This is a genomic window from Shewanella sp. SACH (assembly GCF_001887095.2).
GTDB classification, from domain to species: domain Bacteria; phylum Pseudomonadota; class Gammaproteobacteria; order Enterobacterales; family Shewanellaceae; genus Shewanella; species Shewanella baltica.
This window is the reverse complement of sequence record NZ_MPDG02000001.1, coordinates 1,771,160-1,784,245: the sequence shown is the minus strand read 5'-3', so window position 1 is coordinate 1,784,245 and position 13,086 is coordinate 1,771,160. Positions and strand designations below refer to the sequence as shown.

Here is a 13,086-nt window from a genome sequence, read left to right as displayed (position 1 = left end):
TTATCTCAATCTAAAAATTAGATGGTATTCTAATCTTTACGAATCGTAGTATTTCCGTGACATGTTCATAAGAGCCAAGGAGTGACCATGCGCATCGATATTGATGCTTTTAATGTGCTGCAAGTGCTGGTGGAAGAGGGCAGTTTTGCCAAGGCGGCGGAGCGGTTACACAAGGCGCAATCGGCGGTGAGTTATCAAGTTAAAAAGTTAGAAGAGCACTTAGGCGTGCAGCTTTTTAGCCGTGAGCAATATCGTGCAGAGCTGACGCAAGAGGGCCGGGTGATTTTGGCCGAGGGGCGAAGATTGTTGCAACACCTTGCAAACATTGAACATCTTGCCAGCCGTTTTAGTGAAGGCTGGGAGCCCAAGCTAGAGCTAGTGATAGATGGAGCCTTGCCGATGGAGCCAATTATGACGGCTTTAAAGCGTATGGCTGAACATCAAATCCCCACAAAAATTCAGCTCAATATGGAATTTTTAGGCGGCGTACAACACAGATTCGAGCGTGATAATGCTGACTTGATGTTAGTGAAAGATTATCGCACTGGCCCCTATTATCATCCGCAACCTTTGCCAGCCATCACCAGTGTGCTGGTGGCAAGTGCTTCGCATCCTTTGTCTTTTATTCGCGAAATTAGTTTGTCTGAACTGCAGCAACACGTGGAATTGACTATCGAAGACTCTTCGCCCAATAAAAGTTACCGCGATGAAATGCAATTTGGCGGCGATAAAGTGTTTTATCTTTCAGGCTTTATCATGAAAAAGAACGCTTTGTTAAAAGGCTTAGGTTTTGGTTGGTTGCCGGACTTTTTAGTGCAAGAAGAGTTGGCGAAAGGGGAGTTAGTTGAAATCGACTTTGTCGGTGGCAGCCGTTTTACTTTTATTCCACAGCTCGTCTCGACCTTAGAGCGGCCGTTAGGCCGTGCGGGACAACTTTTTACCGAGTTGATATTAGAGGAGTTTGCTAAGGCTGAGCAGTTTAATGGCGTGGGTTTAGGTTGATAAGTCGCCGTTTGTCATCTTTTGATACAAGTTACCGCATAAAATAATCGCATTTTGACATTTTATGTCATAGATTAAGCGCTAGATTAACAGTGAAATTGAGCCGCGATAGGTAAAGAGTCGCCCATCGGGGTCAATCTAAAGGCTAGTAACAAGGAACTGACAGTTAAGGGGAACAGTATGTCTAGACGTTGTCATGAAGTGGATTATGAAATCATCGGCCACAGTATGCAGTTGGTTGAAGTGGAGCTCGATCCTAACGAAACCGTGGTCGCCGAAGCGGGCGCGATGAATTACCTAGAGCAAGACATTAGCTTTGAGGCCAAAATGGGCGATGGCTCAGAGCCTGAGTCAGGCTTTTTTGGCAAGTTGATGGGCGCAGGTAAACGGGCGCTGACGGGGGAGAGCATTTTTATGACTCACTTTACCAATCAAGGCAACCAAAAGCGTAAAGTCGCCTTTGCTGCACCTTATCCGGGCACTATCCTTGCGATCGACTTGGCTGAATATGGTGGCGAGCTTATCTGTCAGAAGGACAGTTTTTTAGCGGCGGCCTTAGGTACACGGGTGACGATGAAATTTAATCGCCGTTTAGGTACGGGCTTTTTCGGCGGCGAAGGGTTTATTCTGCAAAGCCTACAAGGCGATGGCATGACTTTTATCCATGCGGGCGGCACCTTAGTTAAGAAAGAATTGAGAGGTGAAACCTTAAGGGTTGATACAGGTTGTCTGGTTGGATTTACACCTGGGATAGATTACGACATTGAGCGCGCTGGCTCGTTAAAGTCTATGGTATTTGGCGGCGAAGGCTTGTTTTTAGCGACCTTAAAAGGTCACGGCACGGTTTGGCTGCAAAGTTTACCGTTCTCACGTATGGCGGATCGCATTATCGCCCATGCCCCATCTGCGGGTGGCAGTGATCGCGGTGAAGGTTCAGTGCTTGGTGGTCTTGGCCGCATGCTTGATGGGCGTTAAGCCCTAAGTTGAATCGATGTAAATCAATCACAGCACCATTTTGAAATTACGCTGTCTCTTCTTAAGGCATTCCAGATAATCCTCTGGGATGCCTTTTTAGTTGCAAGGTGTCCATTTCCTTCATCGTTTTAAGCGTTCTTAGCTGTCGTTAAGGCTGTGTTTGGCCGTTGTTAAGACTCTGCTGAATGCGTCTTTCAACTAGTTTAGATATTAGATACATCATCAAATAGCCTGTGCCCAAGGCTAAAATCACTGCGACGACATTCTCTGTATATAGGCGGTAAGCGTAGAAAGTACCGACCAGCACTGCGATACCAGCAAGGCGAATGAGTAGGCTTTGGGTAAAGTAGCCGTGGGCTTTGATATAGGCTAACTGATAGCCGTTGAGCATCATAAATATAAAAAACATAGAGAAATGCATCAATACTGGCGCCGCATTAATGTATTGCTCGGGGAATAACCAAGCCACCAATGGCTTGCTCGCGAATATCATCGCGACGAAAAACACCCCGCTGATCCACAGGGAGACTTTAGTCAGCCATGACTTGATTTGTTGCACTTCATCAAAGCGCTTTTCTCGTACACACACTGCCACTTCGGGCAGCACAAAGCGGTAGATGGGGAAGACAAACAGCAAGGTGAGGTAAGTGATCATCGGCCGCACTACCACTTGAAAATCACCCAGTTCATCTATGCTGAAATAGGCAATAGTCAGCAGTACTGTGATGTAAATCATCAAGATACTGGCACCGGCTTCCATGGACGCTGTCAGGCTTTTTTTCATGAAACTACGTAAGCCCGTATCAAAATGCACCGCACTTAAGGGCGGCGTGGCGATATCTTTGCGCCGTTTTAAGTACATATATAAGGCAACGATGAGCGATGACAGTGTCATGCTATAAAAGAGTGAGGCTATGGCCGTTTGTTTTAGCCCATAGAAACACAAGAAAAAGCTGGTCACTTGCGCTATCGGTTCCAGCCAAGTCACTCGATTGGAGATGGCATATAGCCGGTACATAGCGATTTGATTGGTAAAATACACCTTGAGCCCCATGCTCAAAACAATGCCAACCAATTGAAAATATTCTACATTGAGGTGAAGCTTGTGTTTGATATAGGGCAAGACTAAGCCCCATGTCAGCAGCACCATAGCGATCAAGCTGTAGCGGAATATATTAGTGATATCCACATCTTGTTTGGTCTGGGAGTAGGTCACTACCATAGAGGAGCGAAATCCTGTCATCAGGATCAGCGACAGTGAGATAATATCGATAACCGTGTGATAGAGCGCTAGATCCGCTTTGGCGACCCATTGTGCTAACCAAAGCTTAAAGAGAAAACCCACAGAAATACTGGCGAGTGATGCCCAGAATCCCGCAATAATCGCCTGCTTAACCCGTTGAAGTGATGTGGTGTGTTCCATTGTCAAAATCCAGCTTTAGTCTGCGGTCATTATAGGGATGCTATGGGTGTCGTTAAGGTTTTGCATTAGTCTATGCTTTGGCTGCTTTGGCTGCTTTGGCTGCTTTGGCTGCTTTGGCTGCTTTGGTTACTTTAGCTGTGTGAGTACCTTTTGATAACGCTTATCTGATTCGGTTCGATGCTATAACTTTATGCAAAGCACTTGATACCAATGCTTTGATGCCAGAAGCTTAGTCTTCTGTCCAGACTAAAACCTTGAGTACCGCCGAAGACATTTCATCTTAGTTTATGCGCATATTAGCACTGGCTGAGTCTAGCATTCAGCTAATGAGTGACCAAGCATCGTATAGTAAAGATATGATAAATATCAGCATGTTGCTTAATTGTAGCTGTAGTCATTCACTCGCGAGAAATTGTGGGATAAATAGAAGTACAGACAAGGGATAGGGTTGTGCAAGCACCATGATTTGGGATGATGGCACGCCCTAATAAGAATTGTGCGTGCTAATAAAACTGCCGTGATTAGCCATCTCACGAATGTCTTGCGTTATTCGGTAATGATATTGACGATATCGAGGATTTTACGGCTGTTGTTATCGAGTTTGATCAATGCGCCTTCAACTTGGATGCTAATAATGCCATCTCTGTCTAAGGGCACAATGATACGACCGCGGTCATAAATATCATGCTCAAGCACATCACCACGATGGAGTTTTTTCTGCCAACCGGGTGGTAAACGTTCACCGTGGTCGACTTTTTTCTGTAATCCAGGTGGTAAGCCTTTCTCTTTTTTGTGGTGCTCGTGTTCATGGCCATCTTTAGCAAAAACTGAGATAGGTGCCATTAAGCTGAGCACGAGTCCTGCGATAACCACTGACGTTGATTTATTCATCTGTGCTCCAAAGGGCATTGAGAGAGCATTGAGCTAGTGCAGCGGCAATGCTTGATGCGGCCAACAATAGGCGATACTAAATGAACCTTAGCTGAACGTTACTGAGTCGAGATGTTTAAACTCAACGGGTTAACATTAGCACAGCTTGCCATTGTTCGGCGGTCACAGGTTGGATACTCAGCCTTGAACCCTTAGTCACTAAATACATGTCGGCTAATTGAGGCAGGTTTTTAATCAGGCTTAAGGGAATAATATCGTTAAATTTTTCAACAAAGCGGATATCTACTCGTAGCCATCTCGGTTTAGTAGGATCTGACTTAGGGTCGAAATACTTAGATTCGGGATCGAAGGCTGTGCTGTCGGGATACGCATTTGTCACGACTTCAGCGATACCGACAATACCGGGTACTTTGCAGCTTGAATGGTAAAAAAATACCTGATCGCCAATCTGCATCTCATCGCGCATGAAGTTACGCGCCTGATAGTTACGTATCCCATGCCAAGCTTCGGTTTGGTTCGGGCAAGCCTTAAGATCATCTATGCTGAATTCGTCGGGTTCCGATTTCATAAGCCAGTAGTTCATCTTGTTTCCTTTATTCATAGTTGCCGTTAAGCGCTTCAATATCCCTGAGTTTATCTTAATTTTATCGAACACCCCAGTTCGTCACTCATGTGAAACATTGTGAGTTTGATTAAGTTTCGGTTCAGATAAGGTGGCTTAGCCTGTGGGCAGCAATCTTATTTGGTATGCCTTATGCAGATTCTCGTTTCTAAGGCAAAGCGTCAAATTCGATCTCGGTTTGTGATTGGTGCCATACAAGTTGTGGCAGCAGTGGCAATCAAAACCTGTGAGGTGTGTTATGGGAACTTCAACAATGACGTCCGACTGTGGTTTATACACTAAATATCTTAAGGATTTTACAGCCGGTGATGTGATCCTAAGCCATGAGCGGATGCTGGAATTTATTAATGACCTGACAACCCAAGGTTGGTTATTGGCAAATTTCACTTGGGACTATTGGTATAACAACAGTTACTTAGTCGATAAACCCGCCTACATTCGTGAAGCGAGCATAGCACAATGCAAGTTGCTGCTGACCGCCATGACGCGACTTGAGGTCTTTAGCCCTGGCGTGTTAGAGAATATGCGTCGCCAAGGGATTTTACTGGCCATTGTTGAGCGCTTGCAAAGCTTAAATGTGCCTAAGTCGAGTACTCATCTTGAATTTATCAGCCGCTAACCCCGCACTTTAATGGATTGTTATTTAATCGATTATCTTACTCTTTAGTCTAATAAAGTGCTTTTTTGCTTGTGACATTATCCGTGGATTGGTTAGTTTGGACCTCGCTAACCATAATAATAAATGCACGGAGGCCTTAATGTCAGTTCCAACAAGCCAAGTTATCAGCCCGCTCAACGTCAGCGAGTTCCATGGTGTGCGATCACCGAAACTCGTTGAGAAAACCATAGGTCAGTATCTTGATGAGATTGCGGCAACCTATCCCGACCAATTAGCGGTTGTCGTACATCATCAACATATCCGCTGGAACTATCGCCAATATCTCGCTCAAATCGAGGCGCTCGCCACAGGATTATTAAAACTCGGTATTAAGTCCGGCGATAGGGTGGGCATTTGGTCACCCAACAATATTGAATGGTGTTTAACCCAATATGCGACCGCTAAAATTGGCGCCATTATGGTGTGTATTAATCCTGCCTATCGGCCTGAAGAGTTGCAATATGCGCTTAGTAATGTGGGGTGCCGCGCGGTAATTTGTGCCGACAAGTTTAAATCCAGCAATTACCTCGAAATGCTATACGAATTGGCGCCTGAGCTAACTTCTTGCCCTGCGGGTCAATTACAGGCGAAGGCCGTTCCTGAGCTCGAGTTTGTGATCCGTATGGGCGCTGAAAAATCCGTCGGCATGTTGAATTTTGATGACTTGCTCGTCGATGTGACCGCCGATGACAAGGCGGCACTCGAGAGTATCGGCAAAGCATTAAGCCCGTATGATGCGATTAATATCCAGTTTACCTCTGGCACCACGGGTAGCCCAAAAGGTGCGACCTTATCCCACCATAACATTTTGAATAATGGTTATTTAGTCGCAGAGGCGATGAAGTTTACCTGTCACGATAAACTCTGTATTCCTGTGCCCTTATATCATTGCTTTGGCATGGTGCTCGGCAGTTTAGTTTGCTTAGCCAAAGGCGCCGCGGCTGTGTTCCCCGGCGAATCCTTCGATCCCTTGACGACATTGCAAGTGATTGAGCAAGAGCGTTGCACCGCTTTACATGGCGTACCGACCATGTTTATTGCCGAGCTTGAGCATCCTGAATTTACGCGTTTTGATTTGAGTTCTTTACGAACCGGCGTGATGGCGGGGGCAACTTGCCCAGAAGAAGTGATGCGCCGAGTACAAAATCTCATGTATATGAAGGAAGTACTAATTGGTTATGGTCAGACTGAGTGCAGTCCGCTCAATCATATTACTGAAATTGATTCGCCAGTTGAGAAACGGGTGCTCACTGTTGGCCGTGCTTTGCCCCATACCGAAGTGAAAATAGTCGACGAATTTGGTGAAGTGTTGCCAATTAATCAACCCGGTGAAGTCTGTAGTCGGGGATATTGCATAATGCAGTGCTATTGGAACGATCCCGAAAAAACAGCGGCGACCATAGACAGTGCGGGTTGGCTACATTCTGGCGATATTGGCCAAATGGATGAGCAAGGTTATGTGCAAATTGTGGGTCGGATTAAAGATATGATCATTCGCGGTGGCGAGAATATCTATCCCCGTGAGATTGAAGAGAAACTTTACACCCATAAAGATGTGCAGGATGCGGCTGTTTTTGGCGTTCAAAGCGATAAATACGGGGAGGAAGTGTGTGCTTGGATTAAAGTCCGCTCTGGCGCGACGATTACCGAGGAAGATATTCGCCATTTCCTCACCGAGAAGTTTGCCTATTTCAAGGTGCCACGTTACATCAAGTTTGTGGATCAGTACCCAATGACAGTAACGGGGAAAATTCAGAAATTCAAAATGCGTGAGCTGATGTATCAAGAGTTATATGAAGATATTAATGCTTAAGTGATGTGATTTGGCGAGTCTGCTTTTTTTGACTTTCAAGCCGCACAATGCGGCTTGAATTTTATTCAGTCTATAGGTGTCGTTTAACCGACAAGTTAACGGAAGAGTCGACGGGTCATGCCATCAAGCCAAGCCGCACTTTGAGTTAACTTTCGCTGACTACGACGCAGCGCCAGCTTTGCCCAGGCATATTGTGTGCTGAGCAGCGCCAATCCTAAGATAATCAAGAGTAAACCTGGGCCAGGTAAGAGTAAAAAGACCAGCCCGAGCAAGGTTAAAGCTGCGCCAATCACAGTGATCCCTGCTTTAGTTATCGCGCCTTTTGCATGGGAGGACGGCGCGCGATTGAAAAAGGTAACTTTGCGCATAGGAGTTGGCCTTATGGTGAGTTAATCGAATCAAGCTGTACTGTCAGCTGACTATCAGTTGTGTGCTAACTGTATGTCAGTTTTCAGTCTAATCCTTTGCTCATTTATTGGCAGCTTATGTCGTCAGCCTAATTGTAACAAAACTTCACTTCCCCGCAGTGGCTTCATGGCTATACTGAAACCAGAGAAAAAATCTTGGAAGATAAAAACTAAAGCTCAATTTGTCGATGATTTAGTAGTCAATCCATTCTGTAGGCTAAGGAGTCCCAAATGGTTCGATGGCGTTTAAAGCTCCTTGCGTGTTGCCTTTCCTCCATGGGATTAAGCACGGCTAAGGCGGATACCTTAATGCTGACATCCTTACTTTGGCCGCCTTATTCTGGGCAGCAATTAGCCGAGCAGGGCGCGAGTATTGCTGTGGCGCGGGCGGCGCTCAAAGTGATGGGGCACCAATTAGAAGTGGATTTTTACCCATGGAGCCGCGCTGTAAAGCTCGCCAGTATGCCTAATTCTGACTATCTGGGTTATTTCCCTGAGTATTACTTTGAGACTGAAAAGTTTGTTTTTTCTAAATCGATTGGCGACGGTCCTTTGGGACTGGTGGAGCAAAAAGCCCATCCTGTGAGTTGGAATTATGTCGAAGATCTGAATCGCTATACCTTAGGTGTGGTGAAAGATTATGTGAATACTCAGGCGTTAGATCGCATGATTGCCACAGGCGTTCAGCCGACTGAAGCGGTGACTTCAGATGAGCACAATATTAAGAAAGTGGCCGCAGGCCGTATTGATGCGGCGGTAATCGATGTCAACGTGCTGCACTATTTACTTAAGCAAAAGCCCTTGCAGCCATTGGCGGACAAACTGCAAATCAACCGCCAAATTTTAGCGAATAAGCAGCTTTATATTGCGTTTCGTAATACCGATGAAGGTCGACGCTGGCGGGATATTTTCGACCAAGGCTTGGCGCAAATTGACGTCGAAACCATCATTGGAGAGCTACTGTATCGTGAAGACTAATGCATGATTTAGGTTAGTGTGCTCTCAATTTTCCCCCTTATTTTTTCCTCTATTTTCAGCCAATTCCTCTTAAAATTATATCAGATATTCCGCTTGTCATCATTCTGTCTTTGTTCACTATTAGCATCACCTTAACGGCATGAGTTGCTTTCTCATTTTATTGATTAAGGTGACATGAATAAACTTCCCTTTGAGTTAGATACGCTGCAACAACTCATTGATACTCATCATCTTAAGTTGCAGTATCAAATTCTTGCCGACATTCCATTTCGTCACGAACATTTTCCTCTCTACAGTGTTGAACTGGGCGGGGGAGATAAGCCCTGTCCAACAGTACTCTTTGTGGGCGGCGTGCATGGGGTTGAACGTATTGGCTCTCAAGTCATCTTGGCATTGCTGAACAGTTTGTTGCAGCGGCTGGTGTGGGATAAACATCTACAACAGATGTTAACGGGCGTGCGGCTAGCTTTTGTGCCTGTGGTGAATCCCGTTGGTTTATTTATGGGAACGCGGGGCAATGGCAATCAAGTGGATTTGATGCGTAACGCCCCGATAGAATCTAGCGAAAAAGTCTCTTTTATGGTCGGAGGACAGCGGATATCGTCGCGGCTGCCTTGGTATCGCGGCGTGGGGGGAATGGAGCTTGAAACCGTCGGTTTAGTTGCCTATGTACAGCAATTGCTGAGCCGCAGCACCAGTTTGATTTCCCTCGATGCTCACTCTGGCTTTGGCTTGAGTGATCATATTTGGTTCCCCTACGCCCATACACGTACCGCCTTCGAAAATGCCAATTATATTCTTCATCTAAAACAATTATTTGAACAAAGTTATCCCCATCATGGCCATTATCGGCTCGCGCCGCAGAGCCAGTTTTATCGCACCCATGGGGATATTTGGGATTACCTCTATCGCCAGCATCAAGTGGCCGATCCCCATGCTCAGGTGCCGTTTCTGCCTTTGACATTAGAGATGGGATCCTGGGCTTGGATTAAGAAAAATCCCAGACAAATATTTAATTTTGCAGGTTTTTTCAATCCGCAGAAAACACATCGTCATCACAGAATTTTACGCAGGCACACAGTGCTGATGCAATTTATGATGGAAGCGGCCTACGCCCAATCGTTAGAGCAGTTAACCCCTGAACGTTTGACTGAACTCACTGAGTGCGCGCGGCAGTATTGGTATCGGGAGTCACAGTCATGACAACTTGGGTGTTATTGCGGGGATTAATGCGTGATCAGCGCCACTGGAATGGCTTCGATCAGCGACTGCGACAAAAGGGGCTGCGAGTACTGACACCGGATTTGCCAGGTAATGGGACGCTATCCCATGAACTAAGCCCACTTAAGATTGCCGATTATGCCCATGCAGTGTGGCAGCAATTGGATGAGCAGGTGCAAAATGGAGAAGCCATTTACCTTCTCGGTTTGTCTATGGGCGGTATGTTAGCGCTAGAAATGGCGCGCCAGCGACCTTGGCAGATAAGGCATGTATTTGTACTAAACAGCAGTGCGGCTAATTTATCGACGTGGTATCAAAGATTTAATCCACTGAATGCATTGAAGGCGTTTTTCTTGCGGGCTCGGGGTAAAGCTTTACATCCCATCGAGTCGACGATAGTGCGTTTAACCAGTTTTCGTCATCGGCGAGACTGCGGTTTAATTGCCGAATGGAGTGAATTTCGCCGCCAATCGTCGCCAACTATCCGTAACGCCTGGCGGCAACTGTGGGCGGCTTTTCAATATCAATGTCCATTGACCGTGGAAGTGCCGATAAGTGTACTCTGTGGCGACCGTGATGCGTTGGTGAGCATGGCATCGAGCAAAGCCTTGGCACAGCACTTTCACACGGATTTGATAGTATTAGCGTATTGCGGCCATGATGCGGCCATTGATGCCCCTGCAAAACTGGCACATTATCTGTTGGCAATTGTGGCGCCGACTAAGCCGCAAACTGAGGTTCAAGAGGATGATGAACCTGCCCATGCTCAATATGCCCATACTCAATACAGTTGCAACGATTTACTGGAGGAAGAAATGGCCTTTAACGAGGCGATATTTTCAGTATGGGATGAAAAAGCGCTATCCACTCTCCACAGTAAATCATCGGCAATGAACAGCGCTAAGACGGTTAACTCATAATCGATTAGGCTTTAGCCACAACGGTTTGGCCTATCGGTGTTAGGCTGAGTAACGCCAGTTTAAGATGCTGTATTCCAAAGGGAATACCGATAATAGTCACAAAACAGGCTAAGGCATGGACCAGGTGGCCTATGGCTAACCAGATCCCAAACAGCAAGAACCAAATAATATTTCCCACCATGCCTAGGGCACCTGTGCCTAAATCGTCACGTCCGGTTAAGTGACGACGGCTGATTTGTTCTTGACCAAAGGGCCAGAAGGTCATTTCACCGATAACAAAGCAGGCGCGGCCAAAGGGTATACCAATAATGCTGATAAAACACAGGATACCTGCGAGCCACCAAGCGAGTCCCATCACAAATCCACCGAGCACAAACCAAGCGATGTTGAATATTAAGCGTAATACTGCCATTGAAAACTCCTTATGTTACTTTTTTAGCCTTTATCGTCAGCTCTAATGAATGCTGTTAGCTTTGATAAACTGAATATATACCAATGACTAAGCGAGAAACGTGCCAATTATTTGGCTATTAATAATCAATGACTTAGATCTATCCGTTTAAGCTTTATTTGTGATTTTCACTAATTCTTCGCTAAATTGCTAATTTCTTAAGAGCAGAAGAGCAAAGGTGGCGTTACACTAGCAATTCCATCCAATGGCTTAAAAGCCAGAGTATTTAATCGTTGAGTAGCCTGATGTTTGCAAATTCCCCCGTCGATATTTTTGCCTTTGCTGGTCGAGAAATATTTCTAAAACGTGATGATTTATTGCATCCAGCGTTTAGTGGCAATAAAGCGCGTAAATTCGGCTACTTTTTAGATCATGAGTTTATAGGCATCAACAAGGTGATAGGCCACGGCTCACCCTTAGCGAACTCTTTGTATTCCCTATCAACATTGGCCAAGATGAAAGGCTGGCAGTGTGACTTTTATGTTGACCATATTGCCAGTCAGATTGTTAAGCATCCCACGGGGAATTACGCTGCGGCATTGGCAAATGGCGCCAATATTATCGACTTAAGTGAGTTAATGGCGCAAAAGCAGACGTTTATTCAGTCGCAATGTGAACCTCAGGTTTTGTTAGATATTAATGCTAGATCTGAACCAGCTTTGCAAACGGGTGGTGCGCGACTGAGTTGCCAAGATTATATCGAGACTCAGGTACTCGCGAATGAACCTACGGCGCTCTTTATCCCAGAGGGCGGGCGCTGTTACTACGCTGAATACGGGGTAAATAGATTGGCGCAAGAGATAATGCAATTTGCGCAGGCGAATGATTTAGTCGATTTAACGGTATTTTTACCGTCGGGGACGGGGACGACGGCGTTATTTTTAAATCAGTACTTTATTCGTCAGCAAACGGCGATTCGTGTCGTGACTTGCGCTGTGGTGGGCGGCGATGATTATTTACGTTTGCAATTCTCTATGCTTAATCCAAATACTCTCGAGCATCCACAGATAGTGAATGTCGGCAAAAAATATCACTTTGGTAAACTCTACCCTGAATTCTATGCCATGTGGCAGCGCGTTTGTGCCTCAGGTATTCAATTTGAACTACTCTACGATCCCTTAGGTTTTATTGTGCTTGAGGATTACTTACAGCGTAGTGAATTAGGTCATGTGATGTATTTGCATCAAGGCGGATTATTGGGGAATGAGACCATGTTGCCGCGTTATCAGCGTAAGTTTGCTGGAGTATGAGACTTTTCAAAGAATAGAAATATAACCAGCGCAATAGATTAAGACCGCTTCTTTAAGACAGCAGATGGTTTCTTAAGATAGTAGATGGTTTCGCTTAAGGATTTTATAGGTACGTTGGCCTATCTTCTCGAGGTTTTTTAAATCTTTTAGGCTAGGTATTACATCGCTAAACTGCCAATAGCTGATTTCAGCATCTAACATTTCCAGCATTTTTTTCGAACAACCTAAACATTGTCCTTGGCACAGTTGTGCTTTCGCTAAATTGAGCGGAATTGTCGCTTTGATCTGGCTTATAAAGCTTTGCATGGCGATTTGGGTATTGGGTTTTGGCATAGGTGAGGTGCTGTACAGTATTCATGGGGACGAATATTAGCGGATGCTGCAGTGGAAATAGGTGATCTAAGTTGGATTTGACTCATTTGGTTCGGCAGGTATCTGTGTGAGAGAGATACAGCCTGAACCAAATGTGTTCGTC

At 45.5% G+C, this 13,086-nt stretch carries 14 protein-coding genes; 8 read left to right on the top strand and 6 right to left on the bottom strand.

What is annotated here, in order from left to right; all coding sequences use genetic code 11:
• The first annotated feature begins 87 nt into the window (after positions 1-87).
• Together BM607_RS07740 and BM607_RS07735 are read left to right on the top strand one after the other, a co-directional pair.
• The gene (locus BM607_RS07740; RefSeq protein WP_006082119.1) at positions 88-1,002 is read left to right on the top strand and encodes a LysR family transcriptional regulator; all 915 of its coding nucleotides are present in this window, start codon (positions 88-90) and stop codon (positions 1,000-1,002) included.
• Positions 1,003-1,182: 180 nt separating this feature from the next.
• On the top strand, positions 1,183-1,977 hold the full coding sequence (locus tag BM607_RS07735) for a TIGR00266 family protein (protein WP_006086163.1): 795 nt from the start codon (positions 1,183-1,185) through the stop codon (positions 1,975-1,977).
• Positions 1,978-2,125: 148 nt separating this feature from the next.
• On the opposite strand, the gene BM607_RS07730 is transcribed toward BM607_RS07735, so the two are convergent.
• The 3 genes from BM607_RS07730 to BM607_RS07720 form a co-directional block, all read right to left on the bottom strand.
• Positions 2,126-3,400: a hypothetical protein gene (locus tag BM607_RS07730; protein ID WP_071939305.1), complete on the bottom strand. Its 1,275-nt coding sequence runs from the start codon at positions 3,398-3,400 to the stop codon at positions 2,126-2,128.
• A gap of 546 nt (positions 3,401-3,946) precedes the next feature.
• Positions 3,947-4,291: a hypothetical protein gene (locus tag BM607_RS07725; RefSeq protein ID WP_011847087.1), complete on the bottom strand. Its 345-nt coding sequence runs from the start codon at positions 4,289-4,291 to the stop codon at positions 3,947-3,949.
• Between the two features lie 121 nt (positions 4,292-4,412).
• Positions 4,413-4,874, bottom strand: a complete 462-nt coding sequence (locus BM607_RS07720) for an EVE domain-containing protein (RefSeq protein WP_071939306.1) — start codon at positions 4,872-4,874, stop codon at positions 4,413-4,415.
• Between the two features lie 277 nt (positions 4,875-5,151).
• On the opposite strand from BM607_RS07720, the gene BM607_RS07715 reads away from it, so the two are divergent.
• Together BM607_RS07715 and BM607_RS07710 are read left to right on the top strand one after the other, a co-directional pair.
• Positions 5,152-5,532: a DUF6508 domain-containing protein gene (locus BM607_RS07715; RefSeq protein ID WP_006082114.1), complete on the top strand. Its 381-nt coding sequence runs from the start codon at positions 5,152-5,154 to the stop codon at positions 5,530-5,532.
• Between the two features lie 139 nt (positions 5,533-5,671).
• A complete protein-coding gene (locus BM607_RS07710; protein WP_071939307.1) occupies positions 5,672-7,384 on the top strand; it encodes an AMP-binding protein in 1,713 nt (570 codons plus the stop codon).
• A 95-nt stretch (positions 7,385-7,479) separates the two neighbouring features.
• Here BM607_RS07710 and BM607_RS07705 read toward each other — a convergent pair whose 3' ends face one another.
• Positions 7,480-7,752, bottom strand: coding sequence for a PGPGW domain-containing protein (locus tag BM607_RS07705; protein WP_071939308.1), 273 nt, complete (start codon positions 7,750-7,752; stop codon positions 7,480-7,482).
• A 270-nt stretch (positions 7,753-8,022) separates the two neighbouring features.
• On the opposite strand from BM607_RS07705, the gene BM607_RS07700 reads away from it, so the two are divergent.
• From BM607_RS07700 to BM607_RS07690, 3 genes are all read left to right on the top strand, one after another.
• The gene (locus tag BM607_RS07700) at positions 8,023-8,769 is read left to right on the top strand and encodes a transporter substrate-binding domain-containing protein (protein WP_071939309.1); all 747 of its coding nucleotides are present in this window, start codon (positions 8,023-8,025) and stop codon (positions 8,767-8,769) included.
• 174 nt (positions 8,770-8,943) lie between these two features.
• On the top strand, positions 8,944-9,972 hold the full coding sequence (locus tag BM607_RS07695) for a M14 family zinc carboxypeptidase (RefSeq protein WP_071939310.1): 1,029 nt from the start codon (positions 8,944-8,946) through the stop codon (positions 9,970-9,972).
• Positions 9,969-10,910, top strand: a complete 942-nt coding sequence (locus tag BM607_RS07690) for an alpha/beta hydrolase (RefSeq protein ID WP_071939311.1) — start codon at positions 9,969-9,971, stop codon at positions 10,908-10,910. The genes BM607_RS07695 and BM607_RS07690 overlap by 4 nt, the downstream gene beginning before the upstream one ends.
• A gap of 4 nt (positions 10,911-10,914) precedes the next feature.
• Here BM607_RS07690 and BM607_RS07685 read toward each other — a convergent pair whose 3' ends face one another.
• Positions 10,915-11,322 (bottom strand): YccF domain-containing protein, encoded by a 408-nt coding sequence (locus tag BM607_RS07685; protein ID WP_006086172.1) that lies wholly within the window; start codon positions 11,320-11,322, stop codon positions 10,915-10,917.
• 284 nt (positions 11,323-11,606) lie between these two features.
• Here BM607_RS07685 and BM607_RS07680 point away from each other — a divergent pair, with 284 nt between their 5' ends.
• Positions 11,607-12,611: a pyridoxal-phosphate dependent enzyme gene (locus BM607_RS07680; protein WP_071939312.1), complete on the top strand. Its 1,005-nt coding sequence runs from the start codon at positions 11,607-11,609 to the stop codon at positions 12,609-12,611.
• A gap of 72 nt (positions 12,612-12,683) precedes the next feature.
• Here BM607_RS07680 and BM607_RS07675 read toward each other — a convergent pair whose 3' ends face one another.
• Positions 12,684-12,944, bottom strand: coding sequence for a hypothetical protein (locus BM607_RS07675; RefSeq protein ID WP_071939313.1), 261 nt, complete (start codon positions 12,942-12,944; stop codon positions 12,684-12,686).
• Positions 12,945-13,086 lie beyond the last annotated feature (142 nt).